The 15,117-nt window shown below is 71.0% G+C and carries 13 protein-coding genes and 1 pseudogene; 6 read left to right on the top strand and 8 right to left on the bottom strand.

Features of this window, described 5'->3' with window-relative positions; genetic code table 11:
• Positions 1–110: 110 nt before the first annotated feature.
• The 3 genes from GTY67_RS13755 to GTY67_RS13765 all read right to left on the bottom strand — a co-directional run bounded on the left by GTY67_RS13755 (position 111) and on the right by GTY67_RS13765 (position 5,977).
• A complete protein-coding gene (locus tag GTY67_RS13755) occupies positions 111–989 on the bottom strand; it encodes an adhesin (protein ID WP_093692186.1) in 879 nt (292 codons plus the stop codon).
• Between the two features lie 263 nt (positions 990–1,252).
• A complete protein-coding gene (locus GTY67_RS13760) occupies positions 1,253–3,241 on the bottom strand; it encodes an MFS transporter (protein WP_161278903.1) in 1,989 nt (662 codons plus the stop codon).
• A 168-nt stretch (positions 3,242–3,409) separates the two neighbouring features.
• Positions 3,410–5,977, bottom strand: a complete 2,568-nt coding sequence (locus tag GTY67_RS13765) for a serine hydrolase (RefSeq protein ID WP_161278904.1) — start codon at positions 5,975–5,977, stop codon at positions 3,410–3,412.
• Positions 5,978–6,170: 193 nt separating this feature from the next.
• On the opposite strand from GTY67_RS13765, the gene GTY67_RS13770 reads away from it, so the two are divergent.
• The 3 genes from GTY67_RS13770 to GTY67_RS13780 all read left to right on the top strand — a co-directional run bounded on the left by GTY67_RS13770 (position 6,171) and on the right by GTY67_RS13780 (position 8,498).
• Positions 6,171–6,890 (top strand): GPP34 family phosphoprotein, encoded by a 720-nt coding sequence (locus GTY67_RS13770; protein ID WP_093692004.1) that lies wholly within the window; start codon positions 6,171–6,173, stop codon positions 6,888–6,890.
• Between the two features lie 306 nt (positions 6,891–7,196).
• Complete coding sequence (locus GTY67_RS13775; RefSeq protein ID WP_093692006.1) at positions 7,197–8,054, top strand: helix-turn-helix transcriptional regulator; 858 nt, start codon at positions 7,197–7,199, stop codon at positions 8,052–8,054.
• A gap of 237 nt (positions 8,055–8,291) precedes the next feature.
• Positions 8,292–8,498, top strand: a complete 207-nt coding sequence (locus tag GTY67_RS13780; protein ID WP_093692008.1) for a DUF397 domain-containing protein — start codon at positions 8,292–8,294, stop codon at positions 8,496–8,498.
• Between the two features lie 131 nt (positions 8,499–8,629).
• On the opposite strand, the gene GTY67_RS13785 is transcribed toward GTY67_RS13780, so the two are convergent.
• Positions 8,630–9,478, bottom strand: coding sequence for a hypothetical protein (locus GTY67_RS13785; RefSeq protein WP_161278905.1), 849 nt, complete (start codon positions 9,476–9,478; stop codon positions 8,630–8,632).
• 88 nt (positions 9,479–9,566) lie between these two features.
• Here GTY67_RS13785 and GTY67_RS13790 point away from each other — a divergent pair, with 88 nt between their 5' ends.
• Entirely contained in the window at positions 9,567–10,349 is a 783-nt protein-coding gene (locus tag GTY67_RS13790) for an SDR family oxidoreductase (RefSeq protein ID WP_161278906.1), read from the top strand.
• Positions 10,350–10,376: 27 nt separating this feature from the next.
• Here GTY67_RS13790 and GTY67_RS13795 read toward each other — a convergent pair whose 3' ends face one another.
• Entirely contained in the window at positions 10,377–11,495 is a 1,119-nt protein-coding gene (locus GTY67_RS13795; RefSeq protein WP_093692012.1) for an ADP-ribosylglycohydrolase family protein, read from the bottom strand.
• A gap of 359 nt (positions 11,496–11,854) precedes the next feature.
• Between GTY67_RS13795 and GTY67_RS13800 the strand changes: the two genes are divergently transcribed.
• On the top strand, positions 11,855–12,586 hold the full coding sequence (locus GTY67_RS13800) for a squalene/phytoene synthase family protein (protein ID WP_161278907.1): 732 nt from the start codon (positions 11,855–11,857) through the stop codon (positions 12,584–12,586).
• A gap of 52 nt (positions 12,587–12,638) precedes the next feature.
• On the opposite strand, the gene GTY67_RS13805 is transcribed toward GTY67_RS13800, so the two are convergent.
• The 3 genes from GTY67_RS13805 to GTY67_RS13815 form a co-directional block, all read right to left on the bottom strand.
• Positions 12,639–12,872 carry a sulfatase gene (locus GTY67_RS13805; protein WP_161280072.1) on the bottom strand — a complete coding sequence of 78 codons (234 nt, stop codon included), beginning with the start codon at positions 12,870–12,872 and terminating at the stop codon, positions 12,639–12,641.
• Between the two features lie 342 nt (positions 12,873–13,214).
• Complete coding sequence (locus tag GTY67_RS13810) at positions 13,215–13,673, bottom strand: TIGR03618 family F420-dependent PPOX class oxidoreductase (protein WP_161278908.1); 459 nt, start codon at positions 13,671–13,673, stop codon at positions 13,215–13,217.
• Positions 13,674–13,773: 100 nt separating this feature from the next.
• Positions 13,774–14,649 carry an NPP1 family protein gene (locus GTY67_RS13815; RefSeq protein ID WP_161278909.1) on the bottom strand — a complete coding sequence of 292 codons (876 nt, stop codon included), beginning with the start codon at positions 14,647–14,649 and terminating at the stop codon, positions 13,774–13,776.
• A gap of 220 nt (positions 14,650–14,869) precedes the next feature.
• Between GTY67_RS13815 and GTY67_RS35490 the strand changes: the two are divergent.
• Positions 14,870–15,058, top strand: a pseudogene (locus GTY67_RS35490) (hypothetical protein); the annotation flags it as partial.
• Between the last annotated feature and the right edge of the window lie 59 nt (positions 15,059–15,117).

A 15,117-nucleotide genomic window follows, 5' to 3' on the forward strand; every position in this document is an offset into this window, starting at 1 on the left:
TACGTCCCGTACGCGGACAGCCTCACGCCCACGTCCCGTTACGCGGAGAGCCCTACGCCCACACCCCGTACGCGGACAGCCCTACGCCCCGTGCGGGCAGTCGCGCCCCCTCAAGCGCACACCACCCCCATCTGCGCCGCCGCATGGTGCGCGCCCACCCGGTCCGCCGCGCCCCAGTCACGGCCCCGGTCGATGAGCAGGACCGCGAACGTGTCGCCCTTGACGGGGTAGTTGCCCACCTCGACCGGGCTCCCCCGGTGCTGCGTCTGGCGCACCGCGAACCCGGTGTACGCGCTGTCCGCGTCGGCCGGATCGGAGAGCACCCGGTACACCGTCGGGTCGCCCGCCACGTCGCGGGCGCGCCCCTCCGGCACGAACACCGTGAGCGCGCACTCGCTGAACCCCTCGCCGAGGTGCCAGGACCAGGTGGCGGTGGAGCCCCGGTCCTCGGTGGGGCTGCCCGACATGGGGACGGCGCTGAACCGGCCGTCGCAGCCGCCGCCGGTGAAGCCGCCGGAGGCGACCCCGTACCAGCCCGCCTCGCCCTTCTCGAAGCGGCCGTACTCCCGGTACTCCCCCACCGTGCAGCCCGGGCCGGCCCACCCCGTGAAGCGGTGGCCCTCCGCAGGGGGAGGAACCGGGGCCTCCGGCGCCTCCGAGGGCGGCTCCCCGGGTGAGGGCTCGCCCGCGGCGTCCTCCCCCGGGCCGATACGGGTCGGCGCCCCGCCTCCGATCCGGTCCGGCAGGGCGCCCGTCCGGCCCGCCGCGTCCGTACGGCTCGTACCGCCGGCCATGCTTCCGCCGCCCGACAGGAGCAGCGCGGCCACCGTCGCCAGGCCGCCGGCGGCCACCACAACTCCCGCCGTCAGCAAGGCTTTACGTCGTCGGGGCAAGGTCGAGACGCGGCCGGTCAAGGTCTCGTTCGCGACCCAGGAGCCTTCGCCGGCCGCTGTCCGGGAACGGGCCGCTCCGCAGCCGGGGCAGACCATCCCCGGCAGGGCGCCGCGTTGACCGCCGCAGTGTTGGCACTTCATGACAGGACACCTTGCCAGGGTGGCGCCCGCAGAGGGAGGGCCCACGACCGATGGCCCGTACAGGGATCAGGGACGTACAGGAATCGCGGGCGTTGCGGGGGCCGGAAGGGCAACGTCCTTGCAGAAACGGCCGGTTCGGCTCAGCCGAGCCCGTCCGCCCGGCCGGGCCCCTCCGCTCGGCCGGGCCCCTTCTCTTCTCTCAGCTGAGCTCCCTTCCCTCAACTGAGCTCCTCCGGGCACGGCGTTCCCGGCGGCAGCTGGTACGGGGCCGCCAGCCGGTACACCCCCGGCTTCGGCGCGAGGAGTTCGGTCCACTCGTCGCCGTACGGCCCCTCGTCCTCGACCTTGTTCAGGCAGCCGTGGATGTTGTCGAAGGTCCTGGGGGCCGTCTCGTCCTCCTGCGTCCGCAGCTTGGACTCCTCGGTCTCCTCCGGCCGCTCCAGGCTCCTGCCCTGCTCGTCGACGAGGGCGAGCCAGCGCGAGTGCGGGATCCGGATCAGCACCCGGCCCGCCGACTCGACCCGGATCGTCAGCTCGTTCGCTCCCGCCTTCTCCACCGTCGCGGGCGGATCGGCGAGCGGGGTCGGCTCCAGGACGCGGTAGAGCTTCCAGTTCTCGTCGCTCCATATCTCGCGGAGGTAGGAGAGTCCCTTGCCGACGAGTTCCGTCTCCCTCTCGGCCCCGCCGTCCGGCCGTCCGGTGGGCAGCACCACGTAGTGGACCGCCCAGCGGTCCAGCCACTGGCGGTAGTTGACCGCGTTCAGCGTGTCGTCGTAGAAGAGCGGGTTGCGCTTCATGTCGGCCTGCCGGTTCCAGCCGCGGGCCAGGTTGTACGTGGCCAGCGCCGAGGCCTCCCGGTGGCTGCTCGCGGGGACCACCTCGACCCGGCCCCGCTCGGCCCCGACCTGCTGGAGCTGGTTGACCAGGGGGGCCAGCGAACGCGCCCAGGAGGCATCCGGGGTGGTGCGGACGATGTCGTCGACGCCCTTGAAGCCGATCCAGAAGTTGAGCCCGGCGAACGCCAGGACCAGCGCGTACCAGCGGCGGCTGCGCGGTCTCGTGTACGGCAGGGCGGCGAGCAGCACGATCCCGGCGAACAGCATCGCCATGCGGGTCACGTTCGACCCGATCTGCGAGTCGACGAAGTACGTGAGCACCGTGCCGAAGCCGTAGACCGCGGCCGCCGTGCGGACCGTGGACCAGTCGCGCGGTACGAGGACGAAGATCAGGACCGAGAAGAGGAACGGCAGCGACACCGTGCCCAGCGACATCGGCTGCGTACCCGAGAACGGGAAGAGGAGGGAGGACAGCGCCACCACGGCCACGGGGGCGAGCCCGATCGCGTACGCGCCGGGGCGCCGCTTGTGGAGGAAGAGCGCGGCCGCGACCACCCCGAGGAAGAGCCCGGCGACCGGGCTGGAGGCGGTGGCGAGACCGGCGAGCGGAGCGGCGACGGCCGCCTTGGCCCACCGCTTGTACCGCCAGCGGTACGGCCAGCAGAAGACCGCGGCGACGGCCCCGACGGCGAACATCATGCCGAGCCCGAACGTCACCCGCCCCGACAGCGCGTTGCACAGATAGGCGAACACCCCGGCCAGCGAACAGGCCAGCGGATTGCGCACGGCCCGCACCCGGACCAGGATCAGCGCGGTCAGCGCCGCCGAGACCGTCCCCACGATCATCATCGTGGAGCGGACGCCGAGCACCGACATCAGATACGGCGAGACCACGCTGTACGAGACGGGGTGCATGCCCCCGTACCAGGCGAGGTTGTACGCGGTGCCCGGGTGCCGGCCCACGAACTCGGCCCAGGCGTCCTGCGCCGCGATGTCGCCGCCGCTGTTGGCGAAGAAGAGGAACCACAGGACGTGGGTGACGGCCGCGGCCGCCGTGGCGATGGTGACGGGGTGGCGCAGGAGGCGGCGGGGCAGGGGGGTGGTGTCGGTGGGCGGGTCGGGGGTGGTGCCGGACTGCTCGGACGAGGCGGTCCGCTCGGAGTCGGAGGGGGCGGGCGTTCCGGGTTCCGACGTTCCGGATGCGGAGGGTTCCGGCGCTCCGGATTCCGGCGTTCCAGATGTGGCGGGCTCCGACGTTCCGGATTCCGGCGTACGCGGGGACGGCAGCAGCGTGCGCGGGGCGGCGCCGTCGGCGATCTCCCCGGTGCTGTTGTCCGCCTCGCGGCCGGGTCTCGGCTCCGCGGTGGTCACTACGGCTCTCCCCGTCCTCCGCCGGCCCCGTACGCCTTTCAGGACGCGTCCCGGCGCCCTTCAGTTGTCCGGGGACGCTAACACGTACCTCCGACACATACCCGTGACATGGAGCGGGGTGAGCGATGCCGCTCACCCCGTCCCACGACCGTCCGTACCGCCGCGCGCTCAGCCGATCCTGGTCAGCTTGTCGCCGAAAGCCGGCTGGGCGAGGTCGTCCTGGAGCACCACCGGTGCCGTGACCTTCCCCGTACCCGTGCCCACGGTCACCATGCCGACCTCGCTGCCGGCCTTCGCGGAGTGCGCGATGCCCTTGCCGCTGTCGGTGACCTTGAGCTCCACCTCCAGGCCGGGCCAGCCGACCGCCTTGAGGTTCTTGGTCGCTATCACCGGGGTCTGTGCGCCGAATCCGTTGTCCACATACCCGACCACGTCGCCCTTCTTCACCACCGTGGCGGAGGTCGGGGCCTTCTGCGCGTCCTTGATCAGCTTCAGGCTGTTCTGGAGGGACAGCTCCAGGCTGTCGTAGACCCTGCCCGTACCTGCCTGCTGGCCCATGACCGCTCCGTAGATCCAGAGCACCTTGCCGTCGACCTTGGTGTTCGCGGACCAGAGCAGGTTGCCGCCCGCCGGGGTGGAGGAGCCGGTCTTGATGCCGCTCACACCGTCCTGAAGGAGCAGCGTGTTGTTGTTGTAGATCTTGCCGTCTATGCCCTTGATCTCGACCTCGGGCATGTCCACGATCTCCCGGAACACGTCGTTCTTCATGACCGCCTGGGCCAGCTTCAGCTGGTCGGCCGCGGTGGAGACGGTGGTCTTCTCCAGGCCGCTCGGGTCCGTGTACGTCGAGTTGGTCATCCCGAGGTCCTTGGCCGCGTCGTTCATCTTGTCGATGAACTTGTCCTCGCTGCCCGCGTCCCAGCGGGCGAGCAGCCGCGCCGCGTTGTTCCCCGAGGGGATCATCAGCAGCTGGAGCATCTGCCGCTGGGTGAGCTGCTGGCCCTTGGTCAGGGGCGCCGTCGACTCGTCGGGGCGCTTGGACTCGTCCTCGGCCTTCTGGTCGACGGTGATCGTCTCGCCCTGCTCGTCACCCTTGAGGGGGTGGCCCTCAAGGATCACGTAGGCGGTCATGACCTTCGCGACGCTGGCGATGGGCGCCGGCTTCTGCGCCCCCTCGGAGCCGAGCGACCCGACGCCGTCCACCATCACGGCGGACTGCCCCTGGCCCGGCCAGGACAGCTTCGTCTCGCCGCCCTCGAAGGTGTACGTCGGCTTCGCCGTGAGCTCGAGGGACGGCTCGGGCAGCGGGCGCATCACCTGCACGATCGCAAAGACGATCAGCAGGAGGAGGACCAGCGGGGTCCAGATCTTGACCCGCCGGACCGCCGTACGGACCGGGGTCTCGGCCGGCGGCGGGGTGTTCGTCAGCTCGGCGAGCAGGTCGAGGGGCGGCTTGGGCGGCAGCGGCTGCTGCCGGGTCCGCTCGGCGGCCGCCCAGGAGGGGGCGGCGGGGGTGGGGTTGGGCGAGGTGGGGGCCGGGGCTGCCGATGCCGGGGCCGCCGCGTCGGTGTCCGGCTTGCCCGTCGGCGCCTCGGTCTCCGGCGCGCGGGGCGCGGGGGCGGGGCGTACGTCGTCGGAGCGCAGCGGCACGAAGGTGCTGGTGCGCTCGACCGCGCTCTCGGGCTTGCCCTTCTCCGGCTTCGCCTCGGCCTTTTCCGGCTTGGGCTCGGCGGCGCTCCCGGACGCACCTCGGGCCTTGTCGCCCGCGGCCTTGAGCTCCTGGAGCTCCTGGGGCGACAGCTTCAGCGCGGTGGTCGGCTGGTCGACCCGCTTGGCGGGCGCGGGCGCCTTGAAGACGGCCGTGGGCTGATCGATTCCTCGCAGGTCGTCGCCGGATTCGGCGGCGGGGGCGGGGGCGGGAGCGGGGGCCTCGTCGGCGTCGGGGGCAGCGTCCGCGTCAGGCTCGGCGTCGGCGTCGGAATCGGGCTCGGCGTCGGGGGCAGCGTCCGCGTCGGGCTCGGCGTCGGCGTCGGCTGCGGACTCCGTCTTCCCGGCGGACTCCGTCTTTTCGGCGGACTCCGGCTCCCCGGCCACCTCCGGGTCCTCGGCGGGCTCGGGCTCTCCGCCGGACTCGGCCTTGGCCTCGCCCTCGCCCTCACCCTTATCCTCGCCCTCGGCCGCCGCATCGACCCAAGCGGCCACCGCAGCACGCAGCCGTACGTCACCGGGCTCCGGCTCGTCGGACTCCGGCTCGCCCGCAGCGGCGTCGGCCGTGCCAGTCGTGCCAGCCGAGCCAGCCGCGTCGACTACGTCGCCCTCAGGGGCCTCCGCGGTCGCCTCAGGGCTCTCGGGGCCCTCGGGGTCCTCTGCGGGCTTCTGGGGCGTTACAGCGCCCTCAGAAGCCTTCGCAGGCTCCTCCTCGGCGGAAGCCTGCTCCTTCTCAGGGGAAACGGGCTCCTCGGCGGACGCCGCCGGCGCACGCCGCCCGGCCTCGTCCTCCGGAAGCCGCGGCCGGAAGACAGCCGTAGCCGTGTCCGACGTCACCGCGCCCGGCGTCACCTCGTCGACACCCACACCCTCGGCAACGTCCGCACGAGCCTCGTCCGCACCGCCCGCATCCGAATCGGCCGCATCCGCACCGGGCTCGCGGAACACCGCAAAGCGCGGGTCGCGTTCCTCCGCAGCCGTCCCCGACGACTTCCGCTGCTCCGTTTTGTCGGGGGACTCGCCCGCCACCGATGCCTCCTCATGCGCCGCGGGGCAACCCCCGCGCTGTCCGAACCATCTACCAGTGTCCTGTGTGAACCCCTGGCCGAGCTGCTAGACGAGAACGACATACCTACTGGTTCCCGTACAAAGCAGTCAGGCGCTCTCGACAGATGAATGTGAGAGGGGTCACCCTGTCAGACATCCACGCGGGGAGGCATGGATGGGCAGGAGCCGCAGAACAATCCCGGAGGAGCTTCTGTTGCTCGCTCTGGACCCGACCACGGGTACCACAGCGCAGCCGCAGTCGCTCGACCTCGGCCTGGCCGGGGCACAGCTAGTGGAGCTGGCTCTGGCAGGACGGATAGCCCCTGACGGGGATCGTATCGCCGTGGTGATGCCACGGCCGACAGGAGATCCGACACTGGACTCCGCACTGGAGCTGCTGCGCCGTCGTGGCAGCCCGGTCCGGGCGGTCCACTGGATCGGCGGACCCCGGCTGGGGCTGCGCCAGATCTATCTCGCCCATCTGGAGCGGTGCGGCATGGTTCATGCCGTGGCGGGCCAGATGTGCGGAGTGCTGCCGACGACTCGCTACCAGGCGACGGAGACAGCCATCAGCCGGGACATCAGAGCCCGGCTGGACAGTGCGATCCGCACCGGCGTACCGCCGGACCCGCGGACCGCGGCGCTCGCCGCACTGGCCCACGCGGTCGGACTCGGCAAGCACCTGTACCCCGGGAACGAGGGGCGTTCATCGCGCTCCCGGCTCCGGGACCTGATCAGGCACGACCCCATGGGCGGCCTCGTGGCGCACGCCGTGATGGACGTCCAGAACGGAGTGGCGGTCCAGCCACGCCGTACGCAGCAGGCAGCGGGCGTTCCGTTGCAGCCGCAAGCACAGGCCCGCCGGGGCAGCATGGCGCACACCGCCGCGAGCTGACCCGGAGGGCCCGAGCAGGACCCGCGCAGAGGACCGCGCGGACAATCGCACACCGCCGTACCGTCGTCACAGGACCCGGTCCGGGAGCCGCACCACGCACGGGGCAGCCGGTTTCGACCGGCTGCCCCGTGCGCTTGCGCGCCGTAGCGCACGCCCTCTCACGCGCCGGTGCGTGCTCCGGTGCGCGGTCGGGGGCTTATACCGCACGCACCTGCTTGTGGCCGTTTCCCAGCGCGGCCGGGGCAAGGGGTGGCAATCTGCTGAGCAGTAGATACGCACAGCTACATAGCCGGAGGTGCACTTTCCGTGCCGTCCAACGTCAATCCCACAGTCAGGCGACGCAGGTTGGGCCAGGAACTGCGCCGCCTGCGCGAACTCAAAGGCATGACGGCCGAGGAGGTGGCGGAGCGTCTGCTGGTCTCGCAGTCGAAGATCAGCCGCCTGGAGAACGGCCGCCGTTCCATCAGCCAGCGCGACGTGCGCGACCTCTGCGGGGTGTACGAGGTCGAGGACGTCCGCATCGTCGACTCGCTCATGCAGATGGCCAAGGACTCGCGCCAGCAGGGCTGGTGGCACGCCTTCGGCGACATCCCGTACAGCGTCTACATCGGTCTGGAGACGGACGCGGAGTCCCTGCGCGTGTACGAGCCCCAGATGGTTCCGGGCCTGCTCCAGACCCGGGCGTACGCCGAGGCGCTGATCAGCGGCGCGCTGCCCGAGGCCCCGCCGTCGGACATCGAGAAGCGCGTCAACGTACGGTCCCGGCGCCAGGACCGGGTCAACGCGCCGGAGAACCCGCTCCGGCTCTGGGCCGTGATCGACGAGTCGGCGCTGCGCCGGCGGGTCGGTGACAACCAGGTGATGATCGACCAGCTGGAGCACCTGGTGGAGCAGTCGCACCTGCCGCATGTGACCGTGCAGGTGCTGCCGTTCGAGATGGGCGCCCACCCCGGGATCAACGGCCAGTACGCGATCCTGGAGTTCCCGGACGCCGCGGACTCCAGCGTCGTCTACATCGAGGGCGTCACGAGCGATCTCTATCTGGAGAAGGCGAACGACGTGCAGCGCTACAGCGTGATGTACGAGCACCTGCGGGCGCAGGCCCTGAACGTGGAGCAGACGCGGGAGTTCATCACCAAGATCGCCAAGTCGTACACCAGCTGACGCCAGCTGACACCAGCAAGTCGTACAACACCAGCTGGATCAGGACACCGAAGGTCGTCGGGTGAATCGGCGGCGGCACGATACACCGCCGCCGACTCACAACGTAAGAGTTACCGGCAAAATGGCACCCGGTCGAGTGAACGGCCATCTCATGGAAGCGGCTTGGCGAGTAGCGTCGATCACGCCAACCGGAATCAGGTTGGTGCGACTCACCCAACTCTCTGAACCGGAGTGAACATGGCAATTCTTCAGGGTGCTACGGACATGTGGACGAAGTCGTCGTACTCCGGGGGCAACGGCGCTTGCGTCGAGGTCAAGTCCCCGGTCGCTCTGTCCATCGCCGTGCGTGACTCGAAGGCCCCTGAGGGCCCCTCGCTCACCTTCGTCCCCGGTGCGTGGAACGCGTTCGTGCGCGATGTCGCCACGAGCCCGGTCGACGCCTGACAAAAGGCACTCGCCCGACGTCCGAAAACCGCCTGTCCGCATCGCAGGCCGCACCACCTGATGGAGCCCTCTCGACCGGTTCGCCGTCCTGGCCGAGGGGGCTCGGCATATCGGCCCCGCACCGGCGGGCGTCACCTCAACCGGTCGACGTACCGATCGGTCCCCGGCACGGTCGGGATGAACGGCGCGACCAGCTCCACCCGCCCCAGTCCCGCCTCCGCGACCGCCGCGTCCAGCCCCGTGAACCGTTCCTCCCAGCAGGTACGGGGGTCCTCCTGGAGGAACCACAGCAGCGTCAGCCGGGTCTCCACCCCCTCGACCTGCTTCACGTAGTCCATCCGGTCACCGGGCAGAGGCGTCGGCCGGAAGACGGTCACCATGGCCGCCGGCGACCCGCTCAGCCGCTTCGGCAGATGCCGGGACCTCAGCCACTCCAGCAACTCGGCCCGCCGCTCGGACCCTTCGGCGTCGACGACCTGGAGGACGAGGCCCGCGTAGGGGTGGTCGAGGGCGTGGAAGTCCCGGGGCCCGGCGGCCCCGTCTCGGTAGACGGTGGCCTCGTGGTCCTGGAAGGCCGTGAAGACGTGGGTACGGGCCTGGTGGACGCGGCCGTCCCGGTTGAGCCGCTTGTTGATGGCGACGGTCCACTTCATGTGCTCGTCGTAGCGGCCCTCGGTCACCCAGTACGTCGACAGGTAGCATCCGGCGCCGACGGGTTGCGCGACGGCCGACTCCCGCGGATAGCGCAGCTCCTGGAGGTCCTTGGTGGCCACCCAGCGCCGCCCGGCGAACATCCACGGCATGGCCATGGCGCCCGCGTAGTAGTGGTCGTCCTCGTACCAGCGGTTGTACGCGTACTCATGGCCCGGATGCGGCTCCACCATGGTGATCAGCGCATGCCCGGGGTGCACCCCGTACGGTCCCACCGCCGCCAGCTCGGCATAGCCCGCGCCCCGCGTTCCCTCGCCCTCGTCCGCCATCTCCCGCACCCTTCCCCTTCCATCGGCCCCTGCGGGCACCTACTCTGACGCTCCGTCAGAAAAACTTCCAGGGCCGGGAGGCGCCGGGATGCTGCTCGCGGGAAAGACCGTCATCGTGTCGGGCGTCGGCGCGGGGCTCGGCCACCGGGTCGCGGAGACCGTCGTACGGGACGGAGGGCGCGCGGTGCTCGGGGCACGTACCGCGGCCAACCTGGCGAAGAGCGCGGCGGAGATCGACCCGGAGGGCCGGCACACCGCCCACCTGCCGACCGACATCACCGACGAGGCTCAGTGCGAGGCGCTGGCCGCGCTGGCGGTCGAACGGTTCGGCGGGATCGACGCGGTGGTCCATGTCGCCGCCTGGGACAGCTACTTCGGCGGACTCCAGGACGCGGACTTCACCACCTGGCAGTCGGTCCTCGATGTGAACCTGCTGGGCACGCTGCGGATGACCCGGGCCTGCCTGCCCGCCCTCAAGGAGCGCGGCGGCTCGGTGGTGGTCATCGGCACCCAGTCGGCGGTGGCCGCGCCCTCCCAGGTGTGGCAGGCGGCGTACGCGGCGTCGAAGGGGGCGCTGACCTCGGCGATGTACTCCCTGGCAAGGGAGCTGGGCCCGCACCGCATCCGGGTCAACACCGTGCTGCCGGGGTGGATGTGGGGGCCGCCGGTGCAGGCGTACGTCCGGTTCACCGCACACACCGAAGGCGTACCGGAGTCCGAGGTGCTGGCCCGGCTCACCGAGCGGATGGCCCTGCCGGAGCTGGCCACGGACGGGGATGTGGCGGAGGCCGTCGCCTTCCTGGCCTCCGACCGGGCCCGGGCGATCACCGGCCAGTCCCTGCTGGTCAACGCGGGCGAGCTGATGCGCTGAGAGCCCCTGCGCCTGAGAGGGATCGGCTTACGCCCCGCGCGGGTAGCGGGCCAGCCACCCCGGGGCGGCGGCGGTCGGGCTGTGCAGGGCCGGGCCCTGGGTCATCTCCATCGCGAAGTCGTCGGCCAGTTCGAGGAGGGTGGGGCGCCCCTCCAGCTCCGCGAGCCAGGCCGGGGGCAGCGCGGTCTCGCCGTGCAGCGCCCCGAGCAGCGCCCCGCAGACGGACCCGGTGGCGCGGGAGGGCCCGCCGTGGTTCACGGCGAGCCGCAGCCCGTGCCGTACGTCCTCGCTGACCAGCGCGCAGTACACGCCGACGGCGAGCACCTCCTCGGCGGCGTCGCCCGCGCCCAGCGCCTCGATGAGCGCCGGGCCCGGGATGCCCTGCCGCACGGACCCGAGGGCCTGTTGCAGGGCCTCGGTCACCGGTTCGTGGCCGGGGCGCTCCCCGAGCAGCGCCATCGCATGCTGTACGGAACCGTCCAGGGTCTCCCCGCGCGCCAGCCCGTGCACGAGTACGGCGAAGGCTCCGGCGCCGAGTTGGGCGGCGGGGTGCCCGTGGGTCTGGGCCGCGCACTCGACGGCCAGCTGGAGCACGAGCTGCGGCTCCCACCCCACGAGCAGCCCGAACGGCGCGGACCGGGTCAGCGCGCCGGCGTCCCGGGCGGTGGGGTTCTTGGGGCGTTCCAGGGTGCCCATGACGGTGTCGCCGAAGCCGCCCAGGCACTCGCGGGTGGGCCCGCGGCGGGCGTAGAGCCACTCCTCGGCGGCCAGCCACCCGTTGTCCTTGCGCCGCTCGTCGGGCCCCCAGTCGTGCTGGGTGGCGGCCCAGCGCAGGTGGGCCCGGTGCACGTCGGTCGGCGGGTGCCAGGCGCCGGTGTCGCGGCGGACCTGGGCGCGGATCAGCCCGTCGACGGTGAAGAGGGTGAGCTGGGTGAGGGCGGTGACGGCTCCGCGTCTGCCGTGCGCGGGAACGTAGTCGGTGACCCCTTCGGCGCCATGCGCCTCCCGGATCTCCTCCAGCGCGAGCCCGCTGACCCCGGCGCCGAGCGCGTCCCCGACGGCCCCGCCGAGCAGCGCCCCGCGGACCCGGCTGCGGAAGTCCTGCTGCTCGGCCCGTCCCCAGACCGCCGCCATACCTGTGCTCACCTCGCCCCCTCCCCGTCACCGCATGCGTCTGCGCGGCCCTCTGCGGGCGACCGCGCAAGCACTGTAATCGAACGGGGACGGGCAGTAGAGGGGGCGGAGATCCGGCGGCAGCCGACCGTGTCGAGGACATCGAGGACATGGAAGACATCGAGGGCGTCGGCATCGACGGCCGAGCCCAAGCCCACGCCTCGGCGTACGCGGCGCACGCCTCCCCATGCGAAGCGCACGCCTCCCTATGCGAAGACGGCCTGCCAGGAACGCGGATGAACCGCCGCGCTCGCGGCAAGCCTCTCCGATGCGACGGAAGATCCGATCAACCGCCCTGGCGATTTCACCCACATGACCAAGGGGAGTGACCTATGACGTCGGTTGAAGAGTGGCTGAAGATCGCGACCCCCCTCAGCGAGCGGTGGGTGCACATCGCCCGGCACGTTTCCGGGAGTCTCGGAGAAACCCTCCACCCGACCTACCTGCTCCTGCGGGGAATCGACGAGATCGAGGACGAGCCCAGGCTCTCGCCCACCGAAAAGGTGACCCTTCTGGCGGCCGTCGGAGACTCCCTGCTGGAACAGGAACGCCGGGCGATCGAGGCTCCGCTGATCGGCAAGGAGAACTGCCTGCCAGAGGTGAGCCTGCGCATCGGCGAGTGGGCCACCGCATTACCGGCCGGCATCGGTCCGCGCGTCATCGACGCCTCGTCCCATCTCGCCCACTCGATGTCACGCTGGGCGCGGCGCGAGTGGGCTGTGGAGACAAAGGAGGACCTCGGGAGATATTCGTACGAGGTGGCAGGGTCACTGATGATGCTGTACGGAGATATCTGGTCATGGCACGGATTCCCCAGAATCCCTTACCCCTACGAGGTCGCTCTCGGCCGGTACATCAGCATCAAGGACATCATCGTCGACCGGGACGAAGACCTTGCCGCGGGGCGCGATCTGTGGCCGGCCGGGTGGAGCAGGAGCGAGATGATGGACTACGCCCACTCCTTCCACTCGCCGGCACAACGCTGTCGTGATCACTACCCGCAGGGGACGGCTCCGCGACCGTTCTACGACATCGTGTTCGAGAAGGCCGAACTACAGGTCTGAGAAGCGAGGGCCGGAGGCGGCGAGAGCCGGACAGAGGCACAGGCCCCGCCCGTCAGCGGACCTCGGTATCCGGCAGCCGCTGCCCCCGGCTGTGCGCGATGAGCAGCACGTCCCGCAAGGACAGCACGGCCTGCGTGAGCGCGAACCGTACGGCGGCCTTCCCGGCCGCCTCGTCCGCCAGCACCTCCTGCGCTCCCTCCAGCACGACGTTCCCGCACTCGATCTGCTCCTCCTCCGTCCTGTCGGCGAGGCGGGAGATCCGGCTGTTGGGGTTGCTGGTGCTCAGATGGCAGGGCTTGCCTTCGGGGGACCTCCAGGGGAGGAGGCGGAGCTGCGAGGCCGAGTCGGTCGAGGAGCAGGTCGTAGCGCGACTCGGCCGACAGCAGCTGCTCTACCGCAACCCGGCCCCATGGTGAACCCGCCGACGTAAGCCCGCGAGGGCCCGCGTCTTCGTCCGCACCGGACGGGGCGCGGGCTCTCGTGCGCGTACAGCTCGCTCGCGCCTACTCAACCGCCCCCGGGACGGCTGAGTACGGACGCTCGTGATCACGCGCCGGCCGCGAACTCGCCGACGAGCACGTGCCGTTCGGCGAGCAACCACCTCGCTACGGCCCCCTGGCGGGCGAGTTCAGACGTCGAGGGCCGTCCCGTACAGGCGGGTCACCTTCAGCCGGATGACGACGCGGCGTTCGGCCACCAGCTGCTCCAGGAACGCGCCTTCGTCCCGCGGGCCCTCCAGCTCCCGCGCCATCGCGAGCAGCTCCCGCCCGACAGCGTCCCCCGGCACCGTCGTGGCCTCGGAGACCTCCGCCTCGCCCTCGGCCACGGCGAAGGACCAGACGTCACCGCCCGGAACATGGAGGGCCGCGCGGGGATCGCGCCGGAGCTGCCGCACCTTGACGCGGTCGGCGGTGCTGGAGAACCGCACGACGCGCGCGTCGGCGTCCCAGCTGTAGACCATGGTGGTGAGGTGGGGGTGACCGCTGCTCTTGTTGGTGGCGAGGGTGCCGAACTGCTGCGCGCCCAGCAGTGCGGAGAGAGCGCCGTCGGACAGGGAACGGGGGCCGGGGCCCGGGCCTGGGGTCATGACGTACTCAACTCACCTGCCCCGCACCGCATTCCGCCGCTCGGCGCTACGCCCCCCCGGAGGCGGGAGACCGGAGGGGCGCAGCTGCCGGCCGGGGGCCTCAGGCCCAGGGGTCGAAGGGGATGCCGCCCGGCTTGGAGTTGTTGAGGAGGTTGCGGAAGCGGTCGTCCTTGTCGGTGACCTTGATGGTGGCGGAGCCGAAGTCGGCGTTCATGAGCTTGTCGCGCAGGGCGGTGGTGGGGAAGCCGTTCCAGTCGACGATCGGGGGGTAGCGCCAGTTGCCGTAGTGGTTCTCGGGCGGCTCGTCGTTGTTGTTGGCGAGGCGGAAGAAGTGCGTGCTGGGGCCGTCCTTGTGGTAGACGACCTTGGGGTGCGAGCCGTCGAACCGCACCTGGGAGCGGGGGTAGGTCTTGACCGTGCTGTGCTGGGTGGTGGAGACGTAATCCACCTGGTTCGCGGCCTGGTTGACCCAGGAGACGACATGCTCGAAGTCGTGGCGGTGCCCGCCGAGGCCGCTGCCGTGGACGGCCTGGTCCTTCTCGAAGTAGCTCGCGTAGACGATGGCGCACCAGCCGTTGTTGCACTTGGAGCGGGCGTACGTCTGGGAGTTGTCCAGGTCCCACTTGTCCCGGCAGCTCCCGTTGATGGCACCGGTGGCCTTGAGCCCGGGAGCGAGGGTGCCGTCAGGACCGATGGCGGGCGTGGCGTAGCAACCGTCACCGTCGTAGTCGAAGGCGGGCGAGAAGCTCTGCTCGTACCCTCCGGCGTTCTGCGGCAGGTGCTGCGGCGGGTCGGCGTGGGCGGCGGACGCGGTGCCGAGCACGAGGAGTCCGGCGGCGGCGAGGACGGCGGCGGTGCGGGTGGCGTGGCGGTTGCGTACGGGAAGAGGGGCGCCCGGGGCGGCGGGCGTCCCACTGAGGGTTTTGAGGGGCTTGCGCACTTTGCGGGCGAATACCGGTAGCGGGGCGGTTCGCATGTCTTCTCGCTCCTGACTCAGCGGCACGTGACGGGGCAGGGGTGACTCCAGCAAGAGTTGCCCGGTACATGACAGAGAGAAACGGAAGGTGCCCTCTCAGCTCCCCGCCCGGCACATGCCCGCCACCCGTTCAGCAAACGGTCAAAGAGCGAAGATGACGTGGCGTAAGAGGCAGCCTCACAGCGGAAGAACAATCGGCGTACGGCTTCACGGAGGACCTGTGGCTCGGGACGAGTGGGAGCAGGCGAAGACCAGGGCGCAGCAGGATGCGTCCATGCAGCTGAACCAGCTCGCACCCGAACGCAGCGGCGGGAGCGGCGGTAGCGGAGACCTGGTCGTCCACAACGACGTCCTGGGAGCGCTGGGCAACCTGGCGTACAGCCTGCGGCAGCACTTCTCGACCGCTTCCGCTCATCGCCCTGGGCAAGCTGGACCCCAGCAAGATCACCAACCAGCAGCTGGAGCGCT

Source organism: Streptomyces sp. SID8374, assembly GCF_009865135.1.
GTDB lineage: Bacteria > Actinomycetota > Actinomycetes > Streptomycetales > Streptomycetaceae > Streptomyces.

Excerpts from the sequence above, each read along its gene's own strand:
- GTY67_RS13755 (WP_093692186.1), bottom strand. The coding sequence starts at position 989 with ATGGTCTGCCCCGGCTGCGGAGCGGCCCGTTCCCGGACAGCGGCCGGC.
- GTY67_RS13770 (WP_093692004.1), top strand. The coding sequence starts at position 6,171 with ATGGGCAGGAGCCGCAGAACAATCCCGGAGGAGCTTCTGTTGCTCGCT.
- GTY67_RS13780 (WP_093692008.1), top strand. The coding sequence starts at position 8,292 with ATGGCAATTCTTCAGGGTGCTACGGACATGTGGACGAAGTCGTCGTAC.
- GTY67_RS13785 (WP_161278905.1), bottom strand. The coding sequence starts at position 9,478 with ATGGCGGACGAGGGCGAGGGAACGCGGGGCGCGGGCTATGCCGAGCTG.
- GTY67_RS13790 (WP_161278906.1), top strand. The coding sequence starts at position 9,567 with ATGCTGCTCGCGGGAAAGACCGTCATCGTGTCGGGCGTCGGCGCGGGG.
- GTY67_RS13800 (WP_161278907.1), top strand. The coding sequence starts at position 11,855 with ATGACGTCGGTTGAAGAGTGGCTGAAGATCGCGACCCCCCTCAGCGAG.
- GTY67_RS13810 (WP_161278908.1), bottom strand. The coding sequence starts at position 13,673 with ATGACCCCAGGCCCGGGCCCCGGCCCCCGTTCCCTGTCCGACGGCGCT.
- GTY67_RS13815 (WP_161278909.1), bottom strand. The coding sequence starts at position 14,649 with ATGCGAACCGCCCCGCTACCGGTATTCGCCCGCAAAGTGCGCAAGCCC.